A 25,864-nucleotide genomic window follows, 5' to 3' on the forward strand; every position below is an offset into this window, starting at 1 on the left:
GAGGGAGCTGCGCATGGCCGGACAGTCGATGGCAGAGCACGTGGTGGTGACCGGCGGCACCAGCGGGATCGGTGCGGCGGTGGTGGAACTGCTCCTCGACCGGGGATGCCGGGTCACCGTGTTCGACCTGGCGCCGAGTGCACGAGCGGACGTGGAGACGCGGATCGTGGACGTCCGCGACGAGGCCGCCGTCGAGACGGCGATGGAGGCGGCGTGGGCGCACGGTCCGGTCACGGGGCTCGTCGCCTGCCACGGCATCCGAGGCGCCTTCGTGCCCGCGCTGGACATCGATCTCGACCGGCTCCGCCTGCTGTACGACGTGCACGTCGTGGGGACGCTCGCGATCTCGCGCGCCCTGGTGCGGCGTCTCGACGGGGCCCCGGCCTCCATCGTCCTGGTGTCGTCGACGACCGCCTATCGCGGCTGGGCCAACCAGGCCGACTACGGGCCGGCGAAAGCGGCGGAGCGGCAGCTGATGGAGAATCTCGCCGTGGAGTGGGCGCCGCGAGGAGTGCGGGTCAATGCGATCGCGCCCGGCCACACGCTCACCCCGATGGTGCAGGACATGGTCGACGGCGGCTACGACCTCGCGGCCGTCGAGAAGCGCACGCCACGAGGACGGCTGGCGGACCCCGCCGAGGTCGCCGCCGCGATCGTGTGGATGCTGTGCGACGCCACGCATGTGATCGGCCAATGCCTGCCGGTCGACGGCGGGTGGACGGTCGTGGGGAGATGATGCCGACCCGCGCGATCGGCGACCTGCAGGTCTCGGCGATCGGGATGGGGGCCATGACCCTCACCCAGGTCCCGGACGCCGACATCGAGCGGGGCGTCCGAGCCGTGCACGCGGCGGTGGATGCCGGCATCACGCTGTTCGACACCGCCGACTCCTACGGGCCGACGGGCGAGATGGGCGTGAACGAGCAGGCGCTGATCGCGGCGCTGCGCCAGCATCCGGACGCCCTCGATCGCGTGATCGTCGCGACCAAAGGCGGGCATACGCGAGGGCCGGAGGCGACGTGGTGGGTCGACGGGTCTCCCGAGCATCTCGCGGCCGCCGCGCGCGCGTCGGCGCAGCGACTCGGTCTCGACGCCCTGCCGCTCTATCAGCACCACCGTCCCGACGTGAAGGTGCCTTTCGAGGAGTCGATGGGCGCGATGCGCCGGCTCGTCGACGACGGTGTGGTCGTGCGGGTCGGGGTCTCGAACGTCGACTCCGCGCAGCTCGACATCGCGATGCGCGTGGTCGGGGACGCGCTGGTCAGCGTGCAGAACGAGTACTCGGTGCTCGAGCGCTCGGGCGATGAGGTGCTGCGTCGGTGCGAGGAGCACGGGCTGGCGTTCCTCGCGTGGGGTCCACTGGGCGGCATGCGCGCGGCCAAGGGTCTCGGCGGTGCGGCGGCCTCAGCGGCCGTGGTCGCCGAGCGGCACGGGGTGAGCCCGCAGCGGGTGGTGCTGGCATGGCTGCTGATGCGGTCGCCGGTGCTGATCCCGATCCCCGGGGCGAGTCGACCGGAGAGCGCCCGCGACTCCGCGGCATCCGTCGACCTCCTCCTCGACGATGAGGATCTGCTCCTGCTCGACGGGCGACCCGGGGAGGGTCAGTGAGGCTCCTGCAGCAGTTCGACCCGCACGTCGTCCGGGCCCTGCACGTAGACGTACCGGTAGCCCTCGAGCGGTCCGGCCGTCGCGGTCATGGTCTGCGACAGGGGCCGGTGGCCGAGGTCGGCCAGACGAGCGAGACTCGCCTCGATGTCGGGCACCACGATCGCCGGGTGCGCCGCCCCGATGTGGCCGTTGTCCGGATCGATGCGCGGGGCGTCCGCGCCACGGTACTCGGCGAGTTCCAGGAACACGCCGTCCGCCAGGCGGATGAAGGTCAGCAGGATCTCGACGCCCGGGTACCCCGTCGCGGCTTCGACGGCGGGCCCGCTCTTGGCGAGCGGGCCGATGACCTCGCCCTCGGTCGCGGCTCGGTAGAACGCCGTCGCCGCGACGGTGTCGCCGACCGTGATGCCGATGTGATGCAGCCGGGGCATCCCGTCTCCTTCTTCTCAACCGGTCAAAAGACAACCAAATGCTTGTTCGATAACTATCGCGGAGGAAACCCATGAATGCAACGCCCGTCATCGACCTCGCCGAACGCGTCGCCGTGATCACCGGAGCCGCCGGCGGCCAGGGTCGCGCGCACGCCGCCCTGTTCCATGATCTCGGAGCCGACCTGGTGCTCACCGACCTCGACGGTGCGGCGGTCGCCGAGGTCGCCGCCGAGTTCGGCGACCGGGCCATCGGCGTCGCGCACGACGTCTCATCGGCGGATGCCTGGTCTCGCGTCGCCGCGACGGCGCAGGAGCAGTTCGGGCGGGTGGACGTGCTCGTCAACAACGCCGGCTTCTGCCCGGAGGGGCCGCTCGTCGAGACCTCGGAGCGTGTCATCCGCCTCACGCTCGACGTGAACCTCATCGGCCCGATGCTGGGAGTGCAGGCGCTGCTGCCGCTGATGGGCGAAGGTGCATCGATCGTGAACATCGCCTCCACCGCGGGTGTCGCCGGCTACGCGAACCGCGTCCCCTACTCGGCCTCGAAGTGGGGGCTGCGCGGAGTCTCGCGCGCGCTCGCGCGGGAACTCGCCGGCAGCGGCATCCGTGTGAACACCGTCTGCCCCGGCGCCGTCGACACCCCCATGATCACGGAGGACACCCGCGCCGGCGTCGGCTTCATCTCGCGCATCCCGATCCCGCGTGCCGGCCGGCCGGAGGAGATCTCGAACCTGGTCGCCTTCCTCGCCAGCTCGGCCAGCAGCTACTGCACGGGGCAGGACTTCATCATCGACGGCGGTCAGGTCGCCTGATGCCCGCCTACGCCTTCGACGCAGTGGTGCCCGTCGTCGATCCGACCGCGTTCGTGCACGAGACGGCCAGCCTGATCGGCGACGTCATCATCGGGCCCGGATGCTACATCGGACCGTTCGCGAGCCTGCGGGGCGACTTCGGGCGCATCGTCGTCGGCGAGGGGTCGAACGTGCAGGACTCGTGCGTGATCCACGCCTTCCCGGGCGCGGACGCGGTGCTCGAGCCGAACAGTCATGTCGGGCACGGCGCCGTCCTGCACGGCTGCCGCATCGGATCGTTCGCGCTCATCGGCATCGGTGCCACGGTGCTGGACGGCGCCGAGATCGGTGCGGACGCACTGCTCGGCGCGGGAGCGGTCGTGACCGCGGGCACCGTGATCCCGCCGGGGTCGAAAGCGCTCGGCGCTCCCGCCCGCGTCGTGGGTCCGCTCGACGAACAGGCCATGGCCTGGAAGCGCAACGGGGTGCGGATCTACCAGGAGCTCGCGCGACGCAGCCGTGAGACCCTGCATCCGGTCCTGGCGCTCACCGCGGTCGAACCGGATCGGCGCCGCACCTCCTGGTCGCCGGACGCCGCCACCCCGCTGCACCGGAAGCGCGCCGAGGGTGCGTCGTGACCGCGGAGTTCGACGACTGGCTCGCGATCACCCGCATGATCGTCCGCTACGGGCGGCTCGCCGATCAGCGACGCTCGGGGGACATGGCCGATCTGTTCACGGCCGACGGACGGATGCTGATGTTCCGCCCGCGTGCGGACGAGCCTGCGGAGGCGCCTGAGGGGCGCGGGCAACTGATCGCGGCCTTCGACGCCCTCGCCGCGTTCGTCGTGACCAGCCATGTGCTCTCGCCCAGTGACGTCGAGATCGAGGGGGATTCGGCCACGGCGCACACCTCCTGCATGTCGCACCACATCAGCGAGGCTCCGGAGGGACGGATCCGCTTCACGCTCGCCGACCGCTATGAGGACACGCTCGTGCGGATCGAGGGGCGCTGGCTGTTCCGGGAACGGCGCAAGTACACCGATTGGACCGAGTCCACTCCGCTCCGGCGCTGAGCCCTGTCGTCCGGTGTGCGCTTCATCGCGTCGAAGCCGTGATCGGGCTGCTCGCTGAGGATCCGCGGAGCGGACTGCGCCGGAGGTCTCAACCCGTCGCGAGCGCCCAGCTCTCCGCACGGTCGCGCTGCTCGCGGGCGGTGCCGAAGAGCTGGCCGAGGGAATGCGCGCGCTTGAAGATCAGATGCGCGTCGTGCTCCCAGGTGATCGCGATGCCGCCGTGCAGCTGGATCGTCTCGGCGGCGACGTGCTCCAGCGCCTCGGAGCAGGTCGCCTTCGCGATGGCGGCGAGCTCGAAGCGGTCGACCGCGCCGGTGGCGAAGGCGTCGGACGCGGCGCGCGACGCGGTGCGGGCGACCTCGACCCGCACGTGCATGTCGGCGAGGCGGTGCTTGATCGCCTGGAAGGAGCCGATCGCGCGGCCGAACTGCACGCGCTGCTTCGCGTAGGCCACGGTCTCGTCGAGCGCACGGGCCGCCGTCCCCGCCTGGACCGCGCTGATCGCCGTGAGGGCGAGAGCGCGCACGGTCTCCAGCGTGGTCGGGTCGGCGGCCCCGAGGGGTCGCGCCGCCACCCCCTCGAGGTGCAGCGTCACCAGGCGCAGCGTCTGATCCATCGTGGAGGTGTCCTCGCGGACGACGGCATCCGTGTCGATCACCTCGAACAGGCGCGCACCCTCGGGAGCCTGCGCGATCACGAGCAGCACGTCGGCGGTGGCGCCGTCGAGCACGAACCCGCTCGTTCCGCTGAGTCGCCATCCGTCGTGGTCCTCGGCGCGGACGCCGACCCGCTCCGGGGCGAAGCGTCCGTCGGGAGCGGCCCAGGCGAGAGCGGCCGATGACGACCCCTCGGCGATGCCGGGGAGCAGCCGGGCGGCGGCATCCGCGTCGCCGGTGGCCAGGATCGCCTGCGCGGCGATCGCGACCGAGCCGAGATACGGCGAAGGGGCGAGCGAGAAGCCGATCTCCTCCAGCACCAGCTGCGCCTCGCGGAGCGTGAACCCGGCTCCGCCGAACTCCTCGGGGATCGCCATCCCGGCGATGCCGATCTCCTCGCACAGCAGCCGCCACAGGTCGGCGTCGTAGCGCTCGGTGCTCTCGAGGGCGCGCCGGGTCGCGGCGCTGTCGGCGCGCTGGCTCAGGATGCCGCGCACCAGCGAGACGAGCTCCTGCTGATCCTCATCGGGTTCGAATGACATCACCGCTCCTTCGGGAGGATATCGCGGGCGATCCGCGCCCGGTGGAACGCGGGTGTGCCCCAGACCGCAGACAGCGCCGGGGCGAGGCCGAGCCAGATCCGGAGCGTGTGCTCGGCGGTGTAGCCGATCGCCCCGTGCACCTGCAGCGAGGTGCGGGCGGCGAGCAGCGCGGCATCGCCGGCCGCGATCTTCGCTGCTGAGATCGCCCGATCCTCGTCGGGTTCATCCGCACGCAAGGCGGCGTTCCACACGAGCGGTCGGGCGAAGCTCAGGGCGATGCGCACATCGGCGAGCTGGTGCTTGAGCGCCTGGAACTCGCCGATCGGACGTCCGAACTGCTCGCGCACCTTCGCGTAGGAGACCGCCTCGGCCAGCATCCGCTCTCCGGCGCCGACCAGGGTGGCCGCCGCGGCGAGGGCGGCCTCGTTGAGCGCCGCCTCCAGCTCTCCGGGGCCGAGTGGGGTCGCGTCGCCGCTCGGGGTGAGCCGGGCGAGGCGCCGGGTCGGGGCGGCCGAGGTCAGCTCCTCTCCGATCTCGCCGCGGTGCAGGGCGCCGTCGCGCACGAGGTACCGGTGCGACGCGAGGGCCGCGTCGAGGGCGGCCGGAGCGGTGCCGTCGACCGCGGCGGTCGCGAGGGCTCCGGCGGCGAGCTCGCCCCGCGTGTCGTCGTCGACCAGGGCCGGCAGCAGGGCGACCGTCTCCAGATACGGGCCGGGAACGCCGTGGTACCCGAGGCGCTCGAACACGACCACGAGGTCGCTCAGCGTGCCCCCGAAGCCGCCCGACTCCTCGCTCACCCGCAGACCGAGCAGGCCGAGTTCGGCGAACTGGTCCCACAGGGCGAGGCCCGGGGCGGTGTCGCCGTCGGCCCAGCTGCGGGCCACATCCGCGCCGCCGGCCCCGTCGACGATCTCGTCGATGGCCTCGGCGAACGCGACCTGTTCTTCCGTGGGCAGGAACCGCATCATGCGCGCCTTCCGTCTCCGCCGCGGGGGAGTCCGAGGATCCGCTCCGCGATGATGTTCCGCTGGACCTCGTTCGTTCCCGCGTAGATGGGGCCGGCGAGGGAGAACTGGTAGTCGTCGACCCAGCGGCCGCCGTCGATCGCGGATGCTCCTCGCAACTCGCCTTCGGGGCCGAGGATGCGCAGAGCGGTCTCGTGGATGTGCACGTCGAGCTCCGACCAGAACACCTTGTTCACGCTGCCCTCGGCGCCGACGTTCCCGCCCTCGAGCAGGGTGCTGACGGTCTGCCAGGTGAAGAGCCGATAGGCCTCCGCACCGATCCAGGCATCGACCACCGCGTCGTCCTCCGACACGGTCCCGTGCGCGGACTGCAGTGCGATCAGGCGATCGGTCGCGGCGAGGAAGCGGCCGGGCGCGCGCAGCGAGAGGCCGCGTTCGTTGCCCGCGGTGCTCATCGCCACGCGCCAGCCGTCGCCGGGAGCCCCCAGCACGTCGGCATCGGGCACGAACACGTCGTCGAAGAAGATCTCCGCGAAGCCGGTGGTCCCGTCGAGCTGGGCGATCGCCCGCACGGTGATGCCCTCGGCATCCATCGGGAACAGGAAGTAGGTGAGCCCGTGGTGCCGCAGCGCCTCGGGGTCGGAGCGGAAGAGCCCGAAGCCGCGATCGGCCCAGACCGCTCGCGAGCTCCAGATCTTCTGACCGTTGAGCACCCAGCCGCCGCGGGCTTCGTCGCGTCGGGCGGTGCTGCGGATCGCGGCCAGGTCGCTGCCGGCTCCCGGCTCCGACCAGGCCTGCGCCCAGATCAGCGAGCCGTCGGTCATCGGACCGAGGAACCGCTCGTGCTGCTCGGGCGTGCCGTGCTCGAAGAGGATCGGCGCGAGCAGGGAGATGCCGTTCTGCGCGACCCTCGTCGGGGCGCCGGCGCGGTAGTACTCCTCCTCGAAGAGCACCCACTCGGTGATGCCGACGTCGCGTCCGCCGTATTGCTCCGGCCAGGACACGACCGACCAGCGGCCGGCGGCGAGCGTCGCCTCCCACTCCCGGTGCGCGGCGAAGCCGGCCTTGGTGTCCATCGAGGGCAGCGGGGTCTGCGGGACGTTCTCCGCCAGCCAGGCGCGCGCCTCTGCCGCGAACGCCTCCTGTTCGGGGGTCAGATCGAGGTTCACTGCGCTGCGCCCTTCGTGTCGGCCTTGATGGAGCGCACATCGACCCCGCCGAGGGAGTCGCCGCCCACCTCGGCGTTGTGCGCGTGCGCGGCGTGGTGCAGGCCGAAGACCGAGTCCATTCCGGCCCGCATGCCCTGCAGGTCCTCGGCCTGGTTCACGGCCTTCTTGGTCAGGGCGAGTCCGAGGCGCGGCATCCGTCCGATGCGCTCCGCGAGCTCGAGGGTGCGCTCCTCCAGCTCGTCGAGCGGCACGACGTGGTTCACCATGCCGAGTTCGTGCGCGCGGGCGGCCGGCATCCGGTCTCCGGTGTAGAGCATCTCCTTCGCGGCGCGGGGGTTGGTCACCCACGGGTGGGCGAAGAACTCGACGCCGGGGATGCCCATCGACACCACCGGGTCCTGGAAGAAGGCGTCGTCGGCGGCGACGATGAAGTCGCACGACCAGGCGAGCATCAGACCGCCGGCGATGCAGGCGCCCTGCACCATCGCGATCACGGGCTTGGGGATCTCGCGCCAGCGCCGGCACATGCCGAGGTACACCTCGGACTCGCGCGCGAAGCGCGAGTCGACGCCCTGGGCTCCGACGTGATCCCACCAGATGACGGCCTTCCGCTCGAAGCTCTGGTCGATGTCGCGCTCGGGGGTGCCGATGTCGTGGCCGGCGCAGAAGTGCTTCCCGTTGCCGCCGAGCACGATGACCTTGACGGCGTCGTCGTCGACCGCGCGGGTGAAGGCGGCGTCGAGCGCATAGGTGACCCGGGAGTTCTGGGCGTTGCGATACTGAGGGCGGTTCAATCGGATGATCGCTGTCGACCCGCGCACCTCGTAGGTGACCACGGCGTCGGCGGATTCGACGGTCATGACGGGTTCCTCTCTGAACTCCAGCAGTCAACCAAACAATCGCTTGGTTTATTGATACTATACGTGAACGGCATGCCGAAGACCACGACTCGATGAGGAGCACAGATGGACGCGACGCAGCACGACGCGGATGAGCGTTTCCGCGCCGAGATCCGCGGATGGCTGGACGAGAACCTCACCGGCCGCTTCGCCGAGCTGCGCGGTCGCGGAGGGTCAGGGCGCGAGCACGAGGACTTCGAGGCGCGTCTCGAGTGGAACCGGCACATGGCCGCCGCCGGCTGGACGTGCGTCGCCTGGCCGGTCGAGCACGGCGGCCGCGGGCTCAGCATCGCGCAGCAGGTCATCTTCCATGAGGAGTACGCCAGGGCGGATGCTCCGGCCAGGGTCAACCACCTCGGCGAGGAGCTGCTCGGCCCGACCCTCATCGCTCACGGCACCCCCGAGCAGCAGGCCCGCTTCCTCCCCGGCATCGTCGCGGTCGAGGAGCTGTGGTGCCAGGGGTACTCCGAGCCGGGCGCCGGGTCCGACCTCGCCGCCGTCTCGACCAAGGCGCAGCGCGTGGGCGACGAGTGGTCGATCACCGGGCAGAAGGTGTGGACCTCGCTCGCTCAGCACGCGGACTGGTGCTTCGTGATCGCGCGCACCGAACCCGGCTCCACCCGCCATCAGGGGCTGTCGTACCTGCTCGTGCCGATGGCTCAGCCCGGCGTCGAGGTGCGGCCGATCCTGCAGCTGACCGCGACCAGCGAGTTCAACGAGGTGTTCTTCGACGACGCCCGCACCGCGGCCGATCTGATCGTCGGTGGCGAGGGCAACGGGTTCAAGGTCGCGATGGCGACGCTCGGCTTCGAGCGGGGTGTCTCGACGCTGGCCCAGCAGATCGCCTTCCGCCGCGAGCTGGATGCCGTGATCGACACCGCGACCCGTACCGGTGCCCTCGACGACGCCGTGCTCCGCGACCGGCTGGTGCGCGCCCGGATGGAACTCGAGGTGATCCGCCAGCACGCCCTGCGGACCCTGGGCGGCGAGCAGGGCGACAGCGCCTCGGTCACGAAGCTGCTGTGGTCGAACTGGCACCGCTCACTGGGTGAGCTCGCGATGGACGTCGCCGGCCCCGCATCGCTCCTCGTCGGGGCGGACTACGCGCTCGACGACCTGCAGACCCTCTTCCTGTTCAGCCGCTCCGACACGATCTACGGCGGCTCGGACGAGATCCAGCGCAACGTCATCGCCGAGCGCGTGCTCGGCCTGCCCCGAGAGGCCCGCCCATGAGCTCCACCGCCCCCGAGTACGTTCCCGGCCACGGCCTGCTGACCGGGAAGCGCGTCGTCATCACCGCCGCCGCGGGTGCCGGCATCGGCCAGGCCGCCGCGATCCGCTGCCTCGAGGAGGGCGCCGCACTCGTCGTGCTCGGCGACACCCACGCCGGCCGCCTCGCCGAGACGCAGCAGGAGCTCGGCGATCGCTTCGGCGCCGACCGCGTGCGCACGGCGGTGTGCGACGTGACCGTCGAGGAGCAGATCACCGCCTTCCTCGACCTGGCCGAAGACGGCGGGCCCATCGACGTCATGATCAACAACGCGGGCCTGGGCGGCTCGGTCTCGATCCTCGACATGACCGACGAGCAGTGGGACAAGGTCCTCGACGTGACGCTCACCGGCACCTTCCGCTGCATCCGCGCGGTCGGTCGGCGCATGGTGGCCGCGGGTACGGCGGGGGTCATCGTGAACAACGCGTCGGTCATCGGCTGGCGCGCCCAGGTCGAGCAAGCGCACTACGCCGCGGCCAAGGCGGGGGTGATGGCGCTCACCCGCAGTGCCGCGATGGACCTCGCCGCGCACGGCATCCGTGTCAACGCCGTCTCGCCGAGCCTGGCGATGCATCCGTTCCTGGAGAAGGTCACCTCTCCCGAGCTGCTCGAGCAGCTCAAGGGCCGCGAGGCCTTCGGTCGGGCGGCGGAACCCTGGGAGGTCGCCAACGTCATGGTGTTCCTCGCCAGCGCATACTCCTCTTATATGACCGGCGAGGTCGTCGCCGTCAGCAGTCAGCACGCGTGAGTTCAGAGAGAAGGAAGAACATGGCAGAGGCATACATCGTCGACGCGGTCCGCTCGCCGGTCGGCAAGCGCGGCGGCTCGCTCTCGGGCATCCATCCGGCCGACCTCGGTGCGCACAGCCTGAAGGCGCTGGTCGAGCGCACCGGCATCGACCCCGGTGCCCTCGACGACGTCATCATCGGCGCGACCGACACGATCGGCGGGCAGTCCGGCAACGTCGGGCGCTCGGCGGTGCTGGTGGCCGGCTTCCCCGAGCACGTGCCCGGGGTCACGATCGACCGGCAGTGCGGGTCGAGCCAGCAGGCCGTGCACTTCGCCGCGCAGGCCGTGATGAGCGGCGTGAACGATCTGGTGATCGCGGGCGGGCTGCAGAACATGTCGCAGCTGCCGATCTCGTCGGCCATGGTCGCCGGCGAGGCCTACGGGTTCACGACGCCGTTCGCCGAGTCGCCCGGCTGGCAGGCACGCTACCCCGATCAGGAGATCTCGCAGTTCGTCGGCGCCGAGATGATCGCCGAGAAGTGGGACATCTCCCGCGAGGAGATGGAGCAGTTCGCGCTGGAGAGCCACCAGCGCGCCGCGGTCGCGCAGGACGAGGGTCGCTTCGCCAACGAGATCGCCCCGCTGAACGGACTCGACCACGACGAGGGTGTGCGCCGTGACACCTCGCTCGAGCGCATGGCCGGGCTGCAGACGCTGACCCCGGGCGGGCGGCTGACCGCGGCCGTGGCCTCGCAGATCAGCGACGCCTCCAGCGCGGTGCTGATCGCGAGCGCGCAGGCCGTGAAGGACCACGGCCTCACCCCGCGGGCGCGCATCCACCACATGTCGGTGCGCGGCGACAGCCCCGTGTTCATGCTGACCGCGCCGATCCCCGCGACGGCGTACGCGATGGAGCGCTCGGGCATGAAGCTCGACGACATCGACCTGTTCGAGGTCAACGAGGCCTTCGCCTCGGTCGTGCTCGCCTGGCTGCAGGAGACCGGAGTGCCGCGCGAGAAGCTCAACGTCAACGGCGGCGGAATCGCGCTCGGGCATCCGATCGGAGCCACCGGCACCCGGCTCATGACCACGATGCTGAACGAGCTGGAGCGCACGGGCGGCCGCTACGGCATGCAGGTCATGTGCGAGGGCGGCGGTCTGGCGAACGCCACGATCATCGAGCGTCTCTGATCTGCGAAAACCGAGAACGGGCCGCCCCTGACACGAGGGGCGGCCCGTTCTCGTCGTGCTCAGTCGATCACGCAGGATGCCGCGGCACGCAGGTGGCTCACGGCGTCACGCACGACGCGGTCGACGAGCTCCTCGCAGCTGGGCAGATCGTCGATCATGCCGACCACCTGACCGGCCGCGAGCATCCCGGCGTGGGTGTCTCCGTCGACGAGGCCGGCCTTGAGCAGCATGGGCGTGTTCGCGGCGAGGGTCATCTGCGCCCACGAGCGTCCGGTGGCCTTCTTCATCGAGACGGCGTCCTTCACCATCTGCGGCCAGCTCAGGCCGGAGATCTTCTTGAACTGGAGTGAGCGTCGCAGCGTCGGCCCGAGCCGGGTGAGTCCGTTGCCGCCCTCGAGCCCCTCGACGAACTCGGTGCGCAGCAGCCGGTGCGGCATCCCGTCGGCCTTGGTGGTGACCACCGTGCCGTCCAGGCCGAAGCCGAGGTACCGCTGCTTGATCGCCTCGGGGACGGAGCTGTCGCTCGTGAGCAGGAACCGCGTGCCCATGCCCACCCCCGCGGCTCCGTAGGCGAGGGCGGCGGCGAGGCCGCGGCCGTCATGGAATCCGCCGGCCGCGATCACCGGGATGTCGACCGCCGCGACCACGGAGGGCAGCAGGATCGAGGTCGGCACGGCGCCGGTGTGACCGCCGCCCTCGCCGCCCTGCACCATCACGGCATCCGCGCCCCACGCCGCGACCTTCTCCGCGTGACGGACGGCGCCGATCGAGGGGATCACGACCACGCCGTTGTCCTTGAGCCGTTCGATGAGCTCGCGGCGGGGAGCGAGGGCGAAGCTCGCGACCTTGACCCCGTGCCGGATCAGCAGCTCGACGCGCTCGGCGGCGTCGCCGGCATCCGCCCGCAGGTTCACGCCGAACGGTCGGTCGGTGCGCTCAGCGACCTCGATGATCTGCCGCTCGAGCTCGTCGTGCGTCATGGTCGCCGACGCCAGGATGCCGAGGGCGCCGGCCTCGGCCGTGGCGGAGACCAGACGGGCCCCGGCGACCCACCCCATGCCGGTCTGCACGATCGGGTGGTCGACGCCGGTGAGCCGCGTCAGCGGTGTGGCGAGTTGCGGGGGAGTGGTCATGATGCGGTCACCTCTCGGTCGCGGAGTCCGCGGGGGTCCAGGCGCTCGCGCACGAGGCGGAGCTCTTCGTCGGTGGGCAGCCGGGTCTCGGAGACGTCGGCGGAGATGTGCAGGGGGAAGCCGGTGGCCTCGATCACGCGGGCCAGCGGGACGCCGGGATGGAGGCTCGCGAGCGCGACCGTGCCGTCCGGTCCGGTGAAGTCGAGCACGGCGAGGTCGGTCACGATTCGGCGCAGGTCCTGGAAGCGATCCGCGCCGGTCTCCCGCGCCCGCGCCGGTCCGAGCCCCGTCACGATGTCGACCTGCTTCACGAAGACGCGCGGGCTGTGCCGGGCGATCCAGTAACTGGTGGCGTGATTGACGGTGTTCGTCGCCGCCGCGCGGGCGCCGAGCAGCTGCCGGGTGGGGCGGTCGCGGTCGCCGATGGCCGAGAGGTTCTGGTTCCCGTGCCGGTCGATCTGGGCCGCGCCCATGACGACGTGCCGACGGCCGCGGGCGATCAGCTCGAACAGACGTGCATAGGGGAACGGCGCTTCGGGCTCGCGGAAGGGCTCGTCCACGGCCGGGGTGTCGGCGTACAGCGTCGCCTCGCCGTCGCTGAGCAGCAGCTCGGGTGCGTGCGTCAGTCGCGCGAGCCGAGCGCCGATGGTCGGCACGATTCCCACCGTGCTCGCGAGGATCGCGCCTGCCCCGCGGAACAGGTCGCTGCAGGCGACGGCGGCGATCTCGGCACGGGTGGCGGTCATCATGCCGCCTCCGCGTGGAAGGCGGCCACGGCCGCGCGGTAGGCGTCGTCGTCGACGTCGACGAACCGGGCGCGGAAGTCGGCCCAGGCCGCGGGCGTCGCGGCGGCCTCGACGTAGGCCCTCTGCAGCCGCTCGTCGCGGGAGGCCTGCGGAGGGTGCGCCGTGAACCCCGCTCCGCCCGGCGACGCCACGACGAGGTCGACGAGCGTGCGGTCGAGGACGGATGCCGTGGGCCCGGCATCCGCGAGCAGATCGGCGGTGTCCACCACGGCCTCCACGCTCACGACGGTACGGGCGGCCGCCCCCGCGAACAGGTCGTCGAAGAAGAGGTCGGGTCCGAGGCACACCGCTGTGCCGGCGGCGTCCGCACGGTCGAGGTGCAGCAGCGCGAGGTCGAGGGGCACCGCGGGCATCGCGACCAGCACTTCCGCATCGGCGTAGGGGGAGGTGATCGTGCGGATGTCGGGGTTGCGGGTCACGGCGTCGGAGCCTGCCCCCGAGCGGGTGACCTCGAACGGCAGACGGCGTGCGGCGGCGCGGAGACCCGCGACCAGCATCCCCTCGTCGTACTCGACGCTGCGCATCGTGCCGGACCGGCGGGCCGCGGCGAAGTGCGGGTCGATCGCGATGGTGTCGAGCGACACGAAGCCGTGCACGACCTCGGCCGCCTGCCCGGTGGCGCACAGGATGCCGACGTCGGGCCCGCCGAAGCTGACGATGCGCAGATCGCGGGCGCCGGACTGCACGACCTGGCGGACGAGGGCCATCGGCTTGCGACGAGAGCCCCACCCGCCGATCCCGATCGTCATGCCGTCGTGGATCAGCGGCGCGACCTCCGCGGCAGAGGCGGCCGCGACACTCATGTCGAGAGGTTCTCGCCGGTCGCGACGAAGGCGTCGCGGTGCTGGTCCGCCACTCCGGCGAGGTTGAGCTCGAACGTGAAGCCCTGCTCGAACCGATAGCTGCGGTTGACGTCGATCGGGTCGATGCCGTTCAGCGCCTCCTTGGCCGCACGGATGACGCGCGGGTCCTTCGCGGCGATCTCCTCGGCGATCGCGAGCGCGGCGTCGTCGAGCTCGGCGCGCGGCACGACGGCGGTCACCGAGCCGAACTCCTCCAGCCGCTGGGCGGTGACGGTGCGACTCGTGTAGTACATCGAGCGCAGCATGTGCTGCGGCACCAGGCGCGACAGGTGGGTGGCGGCGCCGAGGGCGCCGCGATCGACCTCGGGCACGCCGAAGGTCGCATCGTCGGAGGCGACGATCACATCGCTGTTGCCGACGAGGCCCACGCCGCCGCCGAGGCAGAATCCGTTCACGGCGGCGATCACGGGGACCGCGCACTCGTAGATGGCCTTGAACGCCTCGTAGCATCCGCGGTTCGCGCCGAGGATGCCGGAGAAGCCCTCGATCCGCTGCATCTCCTTGATGTCGACGCCCGCGTTGAAGCCCCGGCCCTCTGCCCGCAGGATCACGACGCGTGTCGCGGCATCGGCGGTGGCCTCGCGCATCGCGGCGGCGACGTCGAACCACCCGGCGACGGGCAGGGCGTTCACCGGCGGGTAGTCCATCGTGACGGTGCGGACACCGGAAGGATGCAGGGTGGAAGTGATCGTCATCGGACACCTAACCTAACGTTTGCTCAAGGCACCCTAGCACTTGCTTGGTTTGGGTCGTAACCCCTTTCGGGCATTTGCCCTAGCAATTGCTTGGTTGGTAGGATCGTGCGCATCCGTCATCGCGACCGCAGACCGTCGCGCCGCCGGTGCCGTCTCGACAGCCGGCCCAGTCTCAAAGGAGAGTCGACCCATGGCAGGAATCCTCGAAGGCCGCGTCGCGATCGTGACCGGGGCCGGTCGCGGTCTCGGACGCGAGCACGCGCTCGAACTCGCCCGGCAGGGAGCCGCGGTCGTCGTCAACGACCTCGGCACGACGCTCGACGGGGCGGGGGTGTCGGTCGGTCCCGCGCAGGAGGTCGTCGACATCATCCGTGCGGCAGGCGGTGAAGCCGTCGCCAACGGGGCGGACATCGCCGACTTCGGGCAGGCCGCCGAGCTCGTCGACCAGGCCGTCTCGACGTTCGGCCGCCTCGACATCCTCGTCAACAATGCGGGCTTCGTGCGCGACCGGATGCTCGTCAACGCCGGCGAGGACGAGTGGGATGCCGTCATCCGCGTGCACCTCAAAGGCCACTTCGCCCCGCTCCGCCACGCGAGCGCCCACTGGCGCGCCGAGGCGAAGGAGGGCAGGCAGCCCCTGGCCCGCGTGATCAACACCTCGTCGGGCGCAGGGCTCCAGGGCAGCATCGGGCAGGCGGCGTACTCGGCGGCGAAGGGCGGCATCGCCTCTCTGACACTGGTGGCCGCGGCCGAGCTCGGGCGCTACGGCGTCGCGGTCAACGCGATCGCCCCGTCCGCGCGCACCCGGATGACCGAGGGACCCTTCGCCGACGCGATGGCGGCCCCGGAGGACGGCTTCGACCGGATGGATCCCGCGAACGTGTCGCCGGTGGTGGCGTGGCTCGCGAGTGCGGATTGCAGCATCACCGGGCGCGTGATCGAGGTCGAGGGCGGGCGCATCTGCCTGGAGGAGGGCTGGCGGCACGGCGCGGTCCGCGAGCTCGATCGCCGGTGGTCGGCCGCGGAGGTCGGCGATGCCGTGCGCGCGCTGGTGACCGAGGGCGCCGCCCCCGAGCCGGTGTACGGCGCATGAGCGCGGCGGACTGGGCGGGCCGCGACCTCGGCGAGCGGACGGTCGGCTATGACGAGAAGGATGCGATCCTCTACGCGCTCGCGGTGGGAGCTGCGGCCACCGACCTCGACCTCGTCTTCGAGGACCGGCTGCGGGTGCTGCCGACGTTCGGTCTCACGCTCGCGCAGTGGGCGCCCGACGTACTCGCCGCCGCCGGGGCCTTCGACGACCGCGCCGTGCACGGCTCGCAGACCCTCGAGGTGCACCGGCCACTGCCGCGCGCCGGCGAACTGCACCTCTCGGCTCGGGTGGGGGACGTCTGGGACAAGGGCTCCGCGGCGATCTTCGACGTGATCGTCGAGTGCGCCGAGTTCACCGCGACCTGGTCGCTGTTCGCCCCGGGCGTCGGCGGCTTCGGCGGAGAGCGCGGGCCTGCACGCCCGGCATCCGAGGAGCGGCCGGAGGGCACGAGGTCCGTGGTGCGGACCTTCCCGACCCAGGCGGCGCTGTACCGGCTGACCGGCGACCGCCACCACATCCACATCGACCCCGCGGCATCCGCCCGGATCGGGCAGCCGATACCCATCCTGCAGGGGCTGTGCACGCTCGCTGCGACCACGCTCGTGCTCGCGGCGGAGGAGGGGGCGCATCCGGCCGACCTGACCGCGCTGCAGGGGCGCTTCAGCGGACCCGTGGTCCCGGGCGACGCGCTCGAGGTCGAGTCCTGGCCGGACGGCGCGTTCGAGCTACGCCGAGACGGGGCTTCCGTGATCTCCGACGGCCGGGCGGTGTTCGCATGAGCCGGGTGCTCGTGGTCGGCGCCACCGGCATGATCGGCAGCCATGTCGCGGTCGATCTCGCCGCGCGCGGGGACGAGGTCACCGTGATGGCTCGCCGTGATCCGTCCGACCGTGACCCGCGTGCGGTGACTGGGATGCCGCGGCTCCGGGGCGACTACACCGACGCCGGGGCCTCGCCGCAGGCGCTGGAGGGCTTCGACGCGATCGTGTTCGCGGCCGGCAACGACATCCGTCATGTGCCGGCCGATCAGGAGGATGACACGTTCTGGGAGCGCACGCAGAGCGCAGGCGTGCCGCGGTTCGCCGCCCTGGCCAAAGCCGCCGGGGTCGGTCGATTCGTGCAGATCGGCAGCTATTACCACCAGCTGCACCCGGAGTGGGCCGAGCGCATCCCGTACGTGGCCGCGCGGCGCGACGCCGACGATCGCACCCGCGCCCTGAGCGACGACGGGTTCGCGGCGATGACCCTGAACCCGCCGTCGATCGTCGGCGCCGACGAGCGCGGGGTGCGCCGCTTCGCCCGCATGATCGCGTGGACGCGCGGCGAGCTCGACGAACCCGAACTGTTCGCCCCTCCCGGCGGCACGAACTACATGTCGGTGCGCTCGCTCTCGCAGGCGGTGCAGGGAGCGCTCGATGCCGGACAGGGCGGTCGCGCCTATCTCGTCGGCGACCGCAACCTCACCTATCGCGACTACTTCCAGCTGCTGGCGGATGCCGCGGGGAGCGCGAACGTGATCGAGGAGCGTGACGAGGAGCATCCGTTCCAGCCCGATCGCTTCATCGTGCAGGGGCGCGGCGCGGTGATCGCCTACGAGCCCGACCCGGCGGAGACGGCGCTGCTCGGCTATGCGCGCGACGACGTGGAGCGCGCGCTCGCCGAGATCGTCATCGCGGCGGACGCTCTGCGCTGAGTCGCGCCCACAGGGCGGCGGTCTCCTGCAGGGTCTTGTCGAGGGTGCCGTCGGTGCGCAGCACGACATCCGCGATCGCGAGGCGGTCCGCCTCCTCGCCCTGTGCGCGGAGGCGGCGCTCCGCTTCGGAGGCATCGTGTCCCCGCTCGTCCTGCAGCCTCTGCATCCGCACCGGCTCCGCCGCCTCCACCGTCACGACGAGGTCGTAGACCCAGGGCAACGGCGCGGTGGTGCGGCTCAGCAACGGGATCTCGTGGACCACGACGCCCGGTGCGCGTCGCGCCTCCGCGATCCGTCGTGCGACCTCGTCGAGGATGGCGGGCCGCAGCAGGGCGTTGTACCGGCGCAGGAGCTCCGGGTCGCCGAAGATGCGGGCGGCCACCTCGGCGCGGTCGAGCGTGCCGTCGGGAGCGAGCACGTCCGCGCCCAGGAGTGCGGAGATGCGGGGGAGCAGAGCGGCTCCGCCCGGGGTCGCGGGGTCGACCACCTCGCGCGCGGCGGCATCCCCGTCGACGATGCGCGCGCCGTGGGAGGCGAGTGCGCGCGCCACCGTGCTCTTACCCGCGGCGATGCCGCCGGTGAGTCCGACCAGGAAGGAGGCGCTCATGCCCTGCTCCGGTCAGGTGCGCAGCGCCCGCGACCCGGTCAGGCGCGGACGAAGCGGACTTCGGTCAGCGTCTCGCCGAGGAACGGCTCGGTGTGCGTCGCGCCGTCGAGAGTGAAGCCGTTGCGCGTGTAGAAGCGGTGTGCGCGGGGGTTGTCCTCGGCGACCCACAGGTACAGCGGCTCGTCCTTCTCGACTGCCGCGTCGAACAGCTTCTGGCCGATGCCGGTGCCGTGGAGCGCGTCGAGGAGGTAGATGAAGTACAGCTCGCGGAACGCCGGGGCGTCCTTGTCGCGGGCGGGGCCGGAGCCGACGAATCCGACGATCTCGCCGTCGACGAGCGCGGCGTTCATCTTGAACTCAGGACCCTGAGCGGCCCAGTGCGTCCACAGCTCGGCCATGCGGCGGGGCGAGACCTTCTCCAGCGCCGCCTTGCTGATCAGGTGGTCGTAGGTCTCGTGCCAGCACTGGGCGTGCACGCGACCGAGGGCTTCCGCATCCACATCACGGACCGGACGGACGATGACTTCAGGCTGGGCTTCGGCGCTCATGATCGTGACTCTACGCGCGGCGTCCGCGAAGGGGAAATCGAGGGGATGTTCGATGACGCTCGCCCCACGGGCATGGAGGGTTCGCACAACGATGTTCGCGAATCGTGCACGCCTGGCTACGATCAATCCTCGTGAACGTGATCTGGCGGACCCTCCTGGTGATCCTCGGCGCTCGCCGCCGCGTGCGGCGGGGCAAGACCCTCGACCCGACGGCGGTGGGCAGCATCACCATCACGACGCTGCCGACCGACCTCGACATCCTGCGCCACATGAACAACGGCCGCTACCTGTCGCTGTTCGACCTCGGGCGCTGGGACCAGCTCATCCGCACCGGGCTGTTCGATGCGATGAAGGACCGCGGCTGGTACGCGGTCGTCTCCAGCGAGACGATCACGTTCCGCAAGTCGCTGCAGCTGTGGCAGCGGTTCGAGGTGCAGTCGCGCTTCATCGGCCATGACGAGAAGGCGCTGTTCCTCGAGCACCGTGCCGTGGTCGACGGGGAGGTCTACGCCCGGGCGATCGTGCGGGCGCGGATGCTGCGACGCACCGGCGGCACGGTCAGCAACGAAGAGCTGTTCGCCGCGGTGGGCAAGCCCGAGGGCGTGCCGGAGATCGACGCGTGGGTGCACGACTGGGCCGCGGCATCCGCCCTCCCGCCCGTGCGCGTGAAGGCGCCGAGCGTCTGGGGCTGACCTGCTCTCCTCCCGGTGCCGCCCGGCGCGGTAGCTTAGGCGTGTGCTGGCGATACTGACGACCACCGGGCGCGTGCTGTGGCGACACTGGCCCGCGATGATGGCGTGGTACCTGGCGGGCATCCTCGTCCACTACGTGGTGACCGAGGTCGCCGGCTTCATCGGCGCATACTCCGCCACCCTCGGGTTCCTGGTGCTTCCGATCGGGATCCTCGCGCGGCTGGTGAGTCTGGTCGCGATGTTCCTGGTCCTGCGCGACGGTCTGCGCAACCTGCAGGAGGTCGCACCTCTTCCGGAGGCGGCCGCGGATCGCCGTCGGACGTTCCTCTCGGCTCTGCTCGCGGGCATCCTGCCGTTCTTCGCCGTGTACTGGGCGCAGGGCCTGCTGGGTGAGGACGTGCGGGCGTACTCGCTGCGGGCGCTCGAGGTGCGCACCGGCATCATCTGGACGGCGAGCGCGAACGGCGAGCCGCCGGTCAGCTCGGTCGACACCGTCCTCAACCTGCCGCTCAACGTGTGGACGGTGTCGATCATCGTGCTCGCGTTCGCCGGCCGCTGGGCGTGGTCGAAGTGGTCGGCGAAGCTCGCGACCTGGCTGTCGCCGGTCGCGGTCTACTTCGAGGTCGTGTGGGTCTTCTTCTCGGTGATGGTGCTCGGAGACATCTTCGACACGATCAAGGCGTGGGTCGACAGCCGTGCGGCCATGGCCTTCCTCGAGACGGTCAGGGAACAGGTGCTGGATGCCGTCGCACCGCTGCGCTGGCTGTGGGAGGGGATCGGCTGGGTGCTGTCCGAGGCGGGACCCGTCCTCCTCGCTCCGCTCGCCTGGCTGACCATCGCCGGCGTCGTGTTCGGCCAGGCGATCGTCGCCGAGAAGCTGCGTGTGGAGAGCGAGCTGATCGCCCGCGTGCGCGAACACGCGGCCGTCATCCCCAATCCACTCGTGCGACGGCTCAAGGACCTCGGTGAAGAGCTCGGCGCACGCTTCCGCCCGATCGGACGGGCGCTGCTGCTGATGTGGCGCGCAGGTCCGCTGCTCGTCGGCTCCTACGCTCTGCTCTACCTTCTCGTGAAGGCGCTCGAGTCGTACGTCTCCTTCGGCATCACACGGCTCATCGGCCCTCAGGAGTACGTGTTCTGGGCGATCGCGACGCCGCTGGTTTCGCTGGTGCCGCTGCTGCTCATGGAGCCGCTGCGGATCGCGGTGATCAGCGGGGCGTACGACGCGACCCTCGGTCGGCTGCGTCGACGGCAGCAGGATCGCACGGACACGTCGGGTCTCTCGTCGCAGGAATCGGAGATGCGCGCCGTCGCCGATGCCGCGGGACTCCTGCCCTCCTCGGTGGATGCCGTCGCCGCCGCGATGGTCACCCCACCGGTCAGGGACGGCGTCGAGGGTCAGGGCTCGAACTCGAACCTCACGAACGACCCGCCGGCGTCGTAGGGCCGCACGTCGACCCAGAACGGGCCCTCGACATCGTCCGGCACCACGAACGGCACGATCAGCTCGTACGCGCCCGACTGCTCACTGAGGCAGGTCTCCGGTTCGTCCGCGCTCCAGTCCAGGCCGATCTCCGCACGCACGGGACTCCACTCGCGGCCCGTCGACTGCTCCACGAGGCTCGGCGTCTCGCAGCCGATCCCCTCGGTGCTGGGGTCCACCGGCAGCGCGACAGCGATCAGGCGCGTGTGCTCGGGCACGTCGAGACCCGAGACATCCTCGATCTCTCCTCCGCGCACCGGCCCCCAGGCCGCACCGGCGAGATCGGTCGTCCCGTCTTCGGGCACCACCACGGCCGTGACCGCTCGCGCACCGAACCCGAAGTACTGATACCACTCCTGCCAGCCGACCGCGACGGCGGTCGCGGGCAGGAGAGCGGCGAGTGCGACCAGAGCCAGAGTGTTGCTCCGCCACCAGGAGGGCCCCTTCGCCGGAGCATCCGCAGTCGCCGGTTCCTCCGGCGGCACCGGCGGCAGGGGCGGGGGCGGAATCGTCATCGGGCCCAGCCGTTCTCGTTCAGGAGCACCTCGGTCTCGACGGGCAGTGCATCGAGGTCGATCGGCAGGTCGATCACGGCGTCGCGCCGCACCTCGGAGAGCCCGGCCCCCGGCACGCCCAGACGGAGTGTCGCCCGGTCGCCGGTGACGTCGTCGGGGAGCTCGAACGCGAGGCTTCCTGCGCGGGGGACGCCGGTGACCAGGCGCTGAGCCGCGAATGTGGTGCCGCGATCCGTCGCACTGAAGGTGCGCTCGCCGATCGTGAGCTCCGCGAGGGACAGGGTGCTGAGATCCTGCGTCACCCCGCTCGCGGCCTCGAGATCGACGACGAGCCAGGTGCCGTCGGCGGACCAACCCTTCGCATCCGTGATCCGGTTCGCGAGGTGCACGTCGGTCACGGTCGCGATGAGATTGCGCGTGGCGGCTTCCTCGCCGATCTGCGCGACCGTGGAGAACGGGGCGTTCGGAGCCTCGTCGGGAAGCGTCGCCTTCGAGACGCCCCACGCGCACGCGAGCAGCGCGGCGGTGGCGAGCCAGACGAGGACGTGCTTCTTCACGGGAGCATCACCTCGTCGATCGTCGCCGTCAGGGTCGCTCCGACCCGGACGTTCTGCCAGTAGTCGCCGCGTATCAGACTCTGGCCGACGTAGTGATCGGAGTCGGGGAGGGTCAGGGCGATCTCCTCGCCGTCGCGGAAGTCGTCCTGCCCCACGACCCAGGCGAGCTGCAGGCGGGCGGGGACATCGGGCTGAAGGTCCGGATCGATGCTGCCGTCGTCGTCTCGCGAGACGCTGCCCTTCTCGTCGATCCCCTCGATGCGTATTCCGTCGACGACCGGCGACCGCGGATCGCTCGTGGCCGATCCTCGGGGCCTGTCGAACGTGTTGACGACGTCGACGGTGACGACCAGGACTCGCTCGCCCTTCTCCTCGTCGGGGTAGGCGGCGGCGTTGCCCCGCTCATCCCGCAGTTCGACGCCGACGACGGTCATCTCCAGGTCCGAGCCGGTGAAGGTCTCGCCGACGGCGACGACCGGGGTCGGATCGACGGCCGCGGCCTCGAGCCCGCCGAAGATCGCGGTGGTCGCCAGCAGCACGGCGCCGGCGCCCGTGATCAGCCATGAGGTCGGGATGAGGTCGATGCTGCGTCGCGCCCAGCCGAGGACCTTCGCGCGCGCCCCGGCGTTCGCGGCGACGACGGCCGGGTCGGGCACCTGGGTCGGAGTCTCCGGCGGCGTGGTGGTCACGGCAACAGCATAGATCGGGAGCGGGGGTCGGACGGCTCCTCCGCTTTCCGTAAGAACCTCGCTTCTTTCCCCGTCACAGAGCCGAAGGAGGGGCCCTTCCGGAACCCGCCTCAGTACTCTGAGCGAGAAGTCAGGGGCGCAGAAGCCCCGGTGATCCCGTCGACGCAGACGGGCGGAGGAGGATGCAGTGGCAGTCATCGGCATCGTGCGGGAGCCTGCGGGCGAAGCACGGGTCTCGGCCACCCCGGCGACGATCGCGTCGCTCGGGAAGCTGGGACACACGGTCAGAGTCGAACGGGGAGCGGGCGCGGCAGCGTCGTACCCCGACGCGGAGTACGAGGCGGCGGGAGCCGCACTCGTCGACCGCGCCGAAGCCTGGGGGAGCGAGGTCGTCCTCGCCATCACGGCTCCCGGTCCCGAGGAGATCGTGCTCCTCGCCGACGGTGCGACCCTCATCGCCCTCCTCTCGCCCGCTCTGCGTCCCGACCTCGTCGACTCCCTCGCACAGCGGGGGATCACGGCGCTCGCCCTCGACGCGGTGCCGCGCATCTCGCGCGCGCAGTCGATGGACGTGCTCAGCTCGATGGCGAACATCGCCGGCTACCGGGCCGTCGTCGAGGCCGCCCACGAGTTCGGGCGCTTCTTCACCGGTCAGGTGACGGCCGCGGGCAAGGTTCCTCCGGCGAAGGTGCTCGTCGCCGGGGCCGGAGTCGCCGGACTCGCGGCCATCGGCGCGGCGTCGAGCCTCGGTGCGATCGTGCGCGCCACCGACCCGCGCCCCGAGGTCGCCGACCAGGTCACCTCGATCGGAGGGACCTACCTGCCCGTCGACGTCGAGGTCGCCGCCTCGACCGACGGATACGCGAAGGCGACGAGCGCCGACTACGACCGCCGTGCCGCCGAGATCTACACCGAGCAGGCCGCCGACGTCGACATCGTCATCACCACGGCTCTGATCCCCGGGCGTGCGGCGCCGCGCCTCATCACGGCGTCCGATGTCGCGCAGATGAAGCCGGGCAGCGTGATCGTCGACATGGCGGCGGGTCAGGGCGGCAACGTCGAGGGCTCTGTCGCCGGCGAGCGCATCGTCACCGACAACGGCGTGATCATCCTCGGCTACACCGACCTCGCGTCGCGCCTGGCCGCACAGGCCTCGCAGCTCTACGGCACGAACCTCGCCAACCTCGTCGCCCTGCTGACCCCCGCCAAGGACGGGCGGCTGGTGATCGACTTCGACGACGTCGTGCAGCGCTCCGTCACGGTCGTGCGCGATGGGGAGGTCACCTGGCCGCCGCCCGCCGTGCAGGTCGCGGCCGCCCCCGCGGCGAAGGCGGCGTCGGCGCCTGTCGAGGTCGCGCCGCCGAAGAAGATGTCCACCGCCCGCCGGGTGGGACTGATCGTCGTCGGCGTCGCCGCCCTGTTCGCCGTGAACGCGTTCGCGCCGGCCCCGCTGCCGCAGCACTTCACCGTGCTCGTGCTGTCGGTCGTGATCGGCTTCTACGTGATCGGCAAGGTGCACCATGCGCTGCACACCCCGCTGATGTCGGTGACGAACGCCATCTCGGGAGTGATCGTGGTCGGCGCGATGCTCCAGATCACCTCACCCCTGCCGGTCGTGCAGGTGCTCGCCGCGATCGCGGTGCTGCTGGCGTCGATCAACATCTTCGGAGGGTTCGCGGTCACCCGTCGAATGCTCGCGATGTTCACACTCGGGACATCGGCGAAGGGCGGCCGGAAGTGACCGTCGACGCGCTCGCCGGGGCGGCCTACATCGTCGCCGCGCTGCTGTTCATCCTCAGCCTCGCCGGCCTCAGCCGTCACGAGTCCGCCCGCGCCGGCGTGGTCTACGGCATCTCCGGCATGGCGATCGCCCTGGTCGCGACCGTGGCCCTGACCGTGGCCGATGCCTGGAGCACCGGCGCCTTCCTCGGCCTGGGGCTGCTCGTCGCCGCAGTGGTGATCGGCGCGGCCATCGGCCTGTGGCGGGCACGGGTCGTGGAGATGACCGGGATGCCGGAGCTCATCGCGCTCCTGCACAGCTTCGTCGGCCTCGCCGCCGTGCTGGTGGGCTGGAACGGGTACCTCGCCCACCCGGAGATCGCCCCCGAACTGGTCGGCATCCACAACGCCGAGGTCTTCATCGGGATCTTCATCGGCGGGGTCACCTTCACCGGATCGATCGTGGCGTATCTGAAGCTGTCGGCGAAGATGTCGTCGAAGCCGCTCATGCTCCCGGGCAAGAACGGGCTGAACATCGGGGCGCTCGTCGCCTTCGTCGCCCTCACGGTGTGGTTCGTGAACGACCAGCAGCTGTGGCTCCTGATCGCCGTCACCGTTCTCGCGTTCGCGCTGGGCTGGCACCTGGTGGCCTCGATCGGCGGCGGCGACATGCCCGTCGTGGTCTCGATGCTCAACAGCTATTCCGGCTGGGCGGCGGCGGCAGCCGGCTTCCTGCTCAACAACGACCTGCTGATCGTCACGGGTGCGCTGGTCGGATCCTCGGGTGCGTACCTCTCGTACGTGATGTGCAAGGCCATGAACCGCTCGTTCCTCTCCGTCATCGCGGGCGGGTTCGGGATCGCCGCACCGACGGCTGACGACACCGAGTACGGCGAGCACCGCGAGATCACCGCCGAGGGGGCGGCCGAGCTGCTCGTCGCCGCCGGCAGCGTCGTGATCACCCCCGGATACGGCATGGCGGTCGCCCAGGCGCAGTACCCGGTCGCCGACCTCGTCCGCCGACTTCGCGAGCGGGGGGTGGACGTGCGCTTCGGCATCCATCCGGTCGCAGGTCGCCTGCCCGGTCATATGAACGTGCTGCTGGCCGAGGCCAAAGTGCCGTACGACATCGTCCTCAGCATGGACGAGATCAACGACGACCTCGCCGCCACCTCCGTCGTCCTGGTGATCGGAGCGAACGACACCGTGAACCCGGCGGCAGCCGAAGACCCCGGCAGCCCGATCGCCGGGATGCCGGTGCTCAAGGTGTGGGAGGCCGAGAACGTCATCGTGTTCAAGCGCTCGATGGCCGCGGGCTACGCGGGAGTCCAGAACCCGCTGTTCTTCCGCGACAACGCGTCGATGCTGTTCGGCGATGCGAAGCAGCGGGTGGAGGACATCATCGCCGCGCTGTGAGCGGGGCCGAGGGGTGCGGGCTCCCGCTT

29 protein-coding genes are annotated in these 25,864 nt (G+C 71.1%); 15 read left to right on the top strand and 14 right to left on the bottom strand.

Features of this window, described 5'->3' with window-relative positions; genetic code table 11:
• Positions 1-13: 13 nt before the first annotated feature.
• The gene (locus CQ045_RS11640; protein ID WP_219844416.1) at positions 14-736 is read left to right on the top strand and encodes an SDR family NAD(P)-dependent oxidoreductase; all 723 of its coding nucleotides are present in this window, start codon (positions 14-16) and stop codon (positions 734-736) included.
• Positions 733-1,608, top strand: coding sequence for an aldo/keto reductase (locus CQ045_RS11645; protein WP_219844417.1), 876 nt, complete (start codon positions 733-735; stop codon positions 1,606-1,608). The genes CQ045_RS11640 and CQ045_RS11645 overlap by 4 nt, the downstream gene beginning before the upstream one ends.
• On the opposite strand, the gene CQ045_RS11650 is transcribed toward CQ045_RS11645, so the two are convergent.
• Positions 1,602-2,039 carry a VOC family protein gene (locus CQ045_RS11650; RefSeq protein WP_105723841.1) on the bottom strand — a complete coding sequence of 146 codons (438 nt, stop codon included), beginning with the start codon at positions 2,037-2,039 and terminating at the stop codon, positions 1,602-1,604. The two genes, CQ045_RS11645 and CQ045_RS11650, sit on opposite strands and share 7 nt — an antisense overlap.
• A gap of 71 nt (positions 2,040-2,110) precedes the next feature.
• On the opposite strand from CQ045_RS11650, the gene CQ045_RS11655 reads away from it, so the two are divergent.
• Genes CQ045_RS11655 through CQ045_RS11665 form a run of 3 tightly spaced genes read left to right on the top strand, consistent with a single transcriptional unit; the run spans position 2,111 to position 3,905 of the window.
• The gene (locus CQ045_RS11655; protein WP_105723843.1) at positions 2,111-2,851 is read left to right on the top strand and encodes an SDR family NAD(P)-dependent oxidoreductase; all 741 of its coding nucleotides are present in this window, start codon (positions 2,111-2,113) and stop codon (positions 2,849-2,851) included.
• Positions 2,851-3,468, top strand: coding sequence for a gamma carbonic anhydrase family protein (locus tag CQ045_RS11660; protein ID WP_105723845.1), 618 nt, complete (start codon positions 2,851-2,853; stop codon positions 3,466-3,468). The genes CQ045_RS11655 and CQ045_RS11660 overlap by 1 nt, the downstream gene beginning before the upstream one ends.
• On the top strand, positions 3,465-3,905 hold the full coding sequence (locus CQ045_RS11665; protein WP_105723847.1) for a nuclear transport factor 2 family protein: 441 nt from the start codon (positions 3,465-3,467) through the stop codon (positions 3,903-3,905). The genes CQ045_RS11660 and CQ045_RS11665 overlap by 4 nt, the downstream gene beginning before the upstream one ends.
• 88 nt (positions 3,906-3,993) lie before the next feature.
• On the opposite strand, the gene CQ045_RS11670 is transcribed toward CQ045_RS11665, so the two are convergent.
• The 4 genes from CQ045_RS11670 to CQ045_RS11685 are packed head-to-tail and all read right to left on the bottom strand — an operon-like array spanning position 3,994 to position 8,097.
• The gene (locus tag CQ045_RS11670; protein ID WP_105723849.1) at positions 3,994-5,103 is read right to left on the bottom strand and encodes an acyl-CoA dehydrogenase family protein; all 1,110 of its coding nucleotides are present in this window, start codon (positions 5,101-5,103) and stop codon (positions 3,994-3,996) included.
• On the bottom strand, positions 5,103-6,068 hold the full coding sequence (locus tag CQ045_RS11675) for an acyl-CoA dehydrogenase family protein (RefSeq protein WP_105724217.1): 966 nt from the start codon (positions 6,066-6,068) through the stop codon (positions 5,103-5,105). Before CQ045_RS11675 ends, CQ045_RS11670 begins: the two co-directional genes overlap by 1 nt.
• On the bottom strand, positions 6,068-7,237 hold the full coding sequence (locus tag CQ045_RS11680; RefSeq protein ID WP_105723851.1) for an acyl-CoA dehydrogenase family protein: 1,170 nt from the start codon (positions 7,235-7,237) through the stop codon (positions 6,068-6,070). The genes CQ045_RS11675 and CQ045_RS11680 overlap by 1 nt, the downstream gene beginning before the upstream one ends.
• Positions 7,234-8,097 (bottom strand): enoyl-CoA hydratase, encoded by an 864-nt coding sequence (locus tag CQ045_RS11685; protein WP_105723853.1) that lies wholly within the window; start codon positions 8,095-8,097, stop codon positions 7,234-7,236. Before CQ045_RS11685 ends, CQ045_RS11680 begins: the two co-directional genes overlap by 4 nt.
• 105 nt (positions 8,098-8,202) lie before the next feature.
• Between CQ045_RS11685 and CQ045_RS11690 the strand changes: the two genes are divergently transcribed.
• From CQ045_RS11690 to CQ045_RS11700, 3 genes are read left to right on the top strand one after another with little or no spacing between them, the layout of a single operon-like run.
• Positions 8,203-9,369 carry an acyl-CoA dehydrogenase family protein gene (locus CQ045_RS11690; protein ID WP_105723855.1) on the top strand — a complete coding sequence of 389 codons (1,167 nt, stop codon included), beginning with the start codon at positions 8,203-8,205 and terminating at the stop codon, positions 9,367-9,369.
• The gene (locus CQ045_RS11695; protein WP_105723857.1) at positions 9,366-10,154 is read left to right on the top strand and encodes an SDR family oxidoreductase; all 789 of its coding nucleotides are present in this window, start codon (positions 9,366-9,368) and stop codon (positions 10,152-10,154) included. The genes CQ045_RS11690 and CQ045_RS11695 overlap by 4 nt, the downstream gene beginning before the upstream one ends.
• A gap of 20 nt (positions 10,155-10,174) precedes the next feature.
• Positions 10,175-11,326, top strand: coding sequence for an acetyl-CoA C-acetyltransferase (locus CQ045_RS11700; protein ID WP_105723859.1), 1,152 nt, complete (start codon positions 10,175-10,177; stop codon positions 11,324-11,326).
• 59 nt (positions 11,327-11,385) lie between these two features.
• Here CQ045_RS11700 and CQ045_RS11705 read toward each other — a convergent pair whose 3' ends face one another.
• The 4 genes from CQ045_RS11705 to CQ045_RS11720 are packed head-to-tail and all read right to left on the bottom strand — an operon-like array spanning position 11,386 to position 14,823.
• Complete coding sequence (locus tag CQ045_RS11705; RefSeq protein WP_105723861.1) at positions 11,386-12,459, bottom strand: nitronate monooxygenase family protein; 1,074 nt, start codon at positions 12,457-12,459, stop codon at positions 11,386-11,388.
• Complete coding sequence (locus tag CQ045_RS11710) at positions 12,456-13,205, bottom strand: CoA-transferase subunit beta (RefSeq protein ID WP_219844418.1); 750 nt, start codon at positions 13,203-13,205, stop codon at positions 12,456-12,458. The genes CQ045_RS11705 and CQ045_RS11710 overlap by 4 nt, the downstream gene beginning before the upstream one ends.
• Positions 13,205-14,068, bottom strand: coding sequence for a CoA transferase subunit A (locus CQ045_RS11715; RefSeq protein ID WP_105723865.1), 864 nt, complete (start codon positions 14,066-14,068; stop codon positions 13,205-13,207). Before CQ045_RS11715 ends, CQ045_RS11710 begins: the two co-directional genes overlap by 1 nt.
• Entirely contained in the window at positions 14,065-14,823 is a 759-nt protein-coding gene (locus CQ045_RS11720; RefSeq protein WP_105723867.1) for an enoyl-CoA hydratase family protein, read from the bottom strand. Before CQ045_RS11720 ends, CQ045_RS11715 begins: the two co-directional genes overlap by 4 nt.
• Before the next feature lie 190 nt (positions 14,824-15,013).
• Here CQ045_RS11720 and CQ045_RS11725 point away from each other — a divergent pair, with 190 nt between their 5' ends.
• The 3 genes from CQ045_RS11725 to CQ045_RS11735 are packed head-to-tail and all read left to right on the top strand — an operon-like array spanning position 15,014 to position 17,609.
• A complete protein-coding gene (locus CQ045_RS11725) occupies positions 15,014-15,916 on the top strand; it encodes an SDR family oxidoreductase (RefSeq protein ID WP_105723869.1) in 903 nt (300 codons plus the stop codon).
• Entirely contained in the window at positions 15,913-16,695 is a 783-nt protein-coding gene (locus CQ045_RS11730; RefSeq protein WP_105723871.1) for a MaoC/PaaZ C-terminal domain-containing protein, read from the top strand. The genes CQ045_RS11725 and CQ045_RS11730 overlap by 4 nt, the downstream gene beginning before the upstream one ends.
• Positions 16,692-17,609: an NAD(P)-dependent oxidoreductase gene (locus CQ045_RS11735; RefSeq protein WP_105723873.1), complete on the top strand. Its 918-nt coding sequence runs from the start codon at positions 16,692-16,694 to the stop codon at positions 17,607-17,609. The genes CQ045_RS11730 and CQ045_RS11735 overlap by 4 nt, the downstream gene beginning before the upstream one ends.
• Here the strand turns inward: CQ045_RS11735 and coaE are convergent.
• Together coaE and CQ045_RS11745 are read right to left on the bottom strand one after the other, a co-directional pair.
• Positions 17,584-18,216 (bottom strand): dephospho-CoA kinase, encoded by a 633-nt coding sequence (gene coaE / locus CQ045_RS11740; protein WP_105723875.1) that lies wholly within the window; start codon positions 18,214-18,216, stop codon positions 17,584-17,586. The genes CQ045_RS11735 and coaE overlap by 26 nt on opposite strands.
• A 38-nt stretch (positions 18,217-18,254) precedes the next feature.
• The gene (locus CQ045_RS11745; protein WP_181156545.1) at positions 18,255-18,764 is read right to left on the bottom strand and encodes a GNAT family N-acetyltransferase; all 510 of its coding nucleotides are present in this window, start codon (positions 18,762-18,764) and stop codon (positions 18,255-18,257) included.
• A 131-nt stretch (positions 18,765-18,895) separates the two neighbouring features.
• On the opposite strand from CQ045_RS11745, the gene CQ045_RS11750 reads away from it, so the two are divergent.
• On the top strand, positions 18,896-19,456 hold the full coding sequence (locus CQ045_RS11750; RefSeq protein ID WP_105723880.1) for an acyl-CoA thioesterase: 561 nt from the start codon (positions 18,896-18,898) through the stop codon (positions 19,454-19,456).
• A gap of 43 nt (positions 19,457-19,499) precedes the next feature.
• Positions 19,500-20,900 carry a hypothetical protein gene (locus tag CQ045_RS11755; RefSeq protein ID WP_105723882.1) on the top strand — a complete coding sequence of 467 codons (1,401 nt, stop codon included), beginning with the start codon at positions 19,500-19,502 and terminating at the stop codon, positions 20,898-20,900.
• Here CQ045_RS11755 and CQ045_RS11760 read toward each other — a convergent pair.
• From CQ045_RS11760 to CQ045_RS11770, 3 genes are read right to left on the bottom strand one after another with little or no spacing between them, the layout of a single operon-like run.
• Positions 20,855-21,454 (bottom strand): hypothetical protein, encoded by a 600-nt coding sequence (locus CQ045_RS11760; protein ID WP_105723884.1) that lies wholly within the window; start codon positions 21,452-21,454, stop codon positions 20,855-20,857. The two genes, CQ045_RS11755 and CQ045_RS11760, sit on opposite strands and share 46 nt — an antisense overlap.
• Positions 21,451-22,011 (bottom strand): hypothetical protein, encoded by a 561-nt coding sequence (locus CQ045_RS11765; protein WP_105723886.1) that lies wholly within the window; start codon positions 22,009-22,011, stop codon positions 21,451-21,453. The genes CQ045_RS11760 and CQ045_RS11765 overlap by 4 nt, the downstream gene beginning before the upstream one ends.
• Positions 22,008-22,700: a hypothetical protein gene (locus tag CQ045_RS11770; protein WP_105723888.1), complete on the bottom strand. Its 693-nt coding sequence runs from the start codon at positions 22,698-22,700 to the stop codon at positions 22,008-22,010. Before CQ045_RS11770 ends, CQ045_RS11765 begins: the two co-directional genes overlap by 4 nt.
• Before the next feature lie 187 nt (positions 22,701-22,887).
• Here CQ045_RS11770 and CQ045_RS11775 point away from each other — a divergent pair, with 187 nt between their 5' ends.
• Together CQ045_RS11775 and pntB are read left to right on the top strand one after the other, a co-directional pair.
• A complete protein-coding gene (locus CQ045_RS11775; protein WP_105723890.1) occupies positions 22,888-24,441 on the top strand; it encodes a Re/Si-specific NAD(P)(+) transhydrogenase subunit alpha in 1,554 nt (517 codons plus the stop codon).
• Positions 24,438-25,835, top strand: a complete 1,398-nt coding sequence (pntB, locus tag CQ045_RS11780) for a Re/Si-specific NAD(P)(+) transhydrogenase subunit beta (protein ID WP_105723892.1) — start codon at positions 24,438-24,440, stop codon at positions 25,833-25,835. Before CQ045_RS11775 ends, pntB begins: the two co-directional genes overlap by 4 nt.
• Positions 25,836-25,864: the final 29 nt, after the last annotated feature.

The sequence above is a fragment of the Microbacterium sp. MYb66 genome (assembly GCF_002979435.1).
In the GTDB taxonomy this organism is placed as follows: Bacteria; Actinomycetota; Actinomycetes; order Actinomycetales; family Microbacteriaceae; genus Microbacterium.

Bases quoted from the DNA above. Each gene is read 5' to 3' on its own strand.
- CQ045_RS11640 (WP_219844416.1), top strand. From the start codon at position 14: ATGGCCGGACAGTCGATGGCAGAGCACGTGGTGGTGACCGGCGGCACC.
- CQ045_RS11645 (WP_219844417.1), top strand. From the start codon at position 733: ATGATGCCGACCCGCGCGATCGGCGACCTGCAGGTCTCGGCGATCGGG.
- CQ045_RS11650 (WP_105723841.1), bottom strand. From the start codon at position 2,039: ATGCCCCGGCTGCATCACATCGGCATCACGGTCGGCGACACCGTCGCG.
- CQ045_RS11655 (WP_105723843.1), top strand. From the start codon at position 2,111: ATGAATGCAACGCCCGTCATCGACCTCGCCGAACGCGTCGCCGTGATC.
- CQ045_RS11660 (WP_105723845.1), top strand. From the start codon at position 2,851: ATGCCCGCCTACGCCTTCGACGCAGTGGTGCCCGTCGTCGATCCGACC.
- CQ045_RS11670 (WP_105723849.1), bottom strand. From the start codon at position 5,103: ATGTCATTCGAACCCGATGAGGATCAGCAGGAGCTCGTCTCGCTGGTG.
- CQ045_RS11675 (WP_105724217.1), bottom strand. From the start codon at position 6,068: ATGCGGTTCCTGCCCACGGAAGAACAGGTCGCGTTCGCCGAGGCCATC.
- CQ045_RS11685 (WP_105723853.1), bottom strand. From the start codon at position 8,097: ATGACCGTCGAATCCGCCGACGCCGTGGTCACCTACGAGGTGCGCGGG.
- CQ045_RS11690 (WP_105723855.1), top strand. From the start codon at position 8,203: ATGGACGCGACGCAGCACGACGCGGATGAGCGTTTCCGCGCCGAGATC.
- CQ045_RS11695 (WP_105723857.1), top strand. From the start codon at position 9,366: ATGAGCTCCACCGCCCCCGAGTACGTTCCCGGCCACGGCCTGCTGACC.
- CQ045_RS11700 (WP_105723859.1), top strand. From the start codon at position 10,175: ATGGCAGAGGCATACATCGTCGACGCGGTCCGCTCGCCGGTCGGCAAG.
- CQ045_RS11705 (WP_105723861.1), bottom strand. From the start codon at position 12,459: ATGACCACTCCCCCGCAACTCGCCACACCGCTGACGCGGCTCACCGGC.
- CQ045_RS11710 (WP_219844418.1), bottom strand. From the start codon at position 13,205: ATGACCGCCACCCGTGCCGAGATCGCCGCCGTCGCCTGCAGCGACCTG.
- CQ045_RS11715 (WP_105723865.1), bottom strand. From the start codon at position 14,068: ATGAGTGTCGCGGCCGCCTCTGCCGCGGAGGTCGCGCCGCTGATCCAC.
- CQ045_RS11720 (WP_105723867.1), bottom strand. From the start codon at position 14,823: ATGACGATCACTTCCACCCTGCATCCTTCCGGTGTCCGCACCGTCACG.
- CQ045_RS11725 (WP_105723869.1), top strand. From the start codon at position 15,014: ATGGCAGGAATCCTCGAAGGCCGCGTCGCGATCGTGACCGGGGCCGGT.
- CQ045_RS11730 (WP_105723871.1), top strand. From the start codon at position 15,913: ATGAGCGCGGCGGACTGGGCGGGCCGCGACCTCGGCGAGCGGACGGTC.
- CQ045_RS11735 (WP_105723873.1), top strand. From the start codon at position 16,692: ATGAGCCGGGTGCTCGTGGTCGGCGCCACCGGCATGATCGGCAGCCAT.
- coaE (WP_105723875.1), bottom strand. From the start codon at position 18,216: ATGAGCGCCTCCTTCCTGGTCGGACTCACCGGCGGCATCGCCGCGGGT.
- CQ045_RS11745 (WP_181156545.1), bottom strand. From the start codon at position 18,764: ATGAGCGCCGAAGCCCAGCCTGAAGTCATCGTCCGTCCGGTCCGTGAT.
- CQ045_RS11760 (WP_105723884.1), bottom strand. From the start codon at position 21,454: ATGACGATTCCGCCCCCGCCCCTGCCGCCGGTGCCGCCGGAGGAACCG.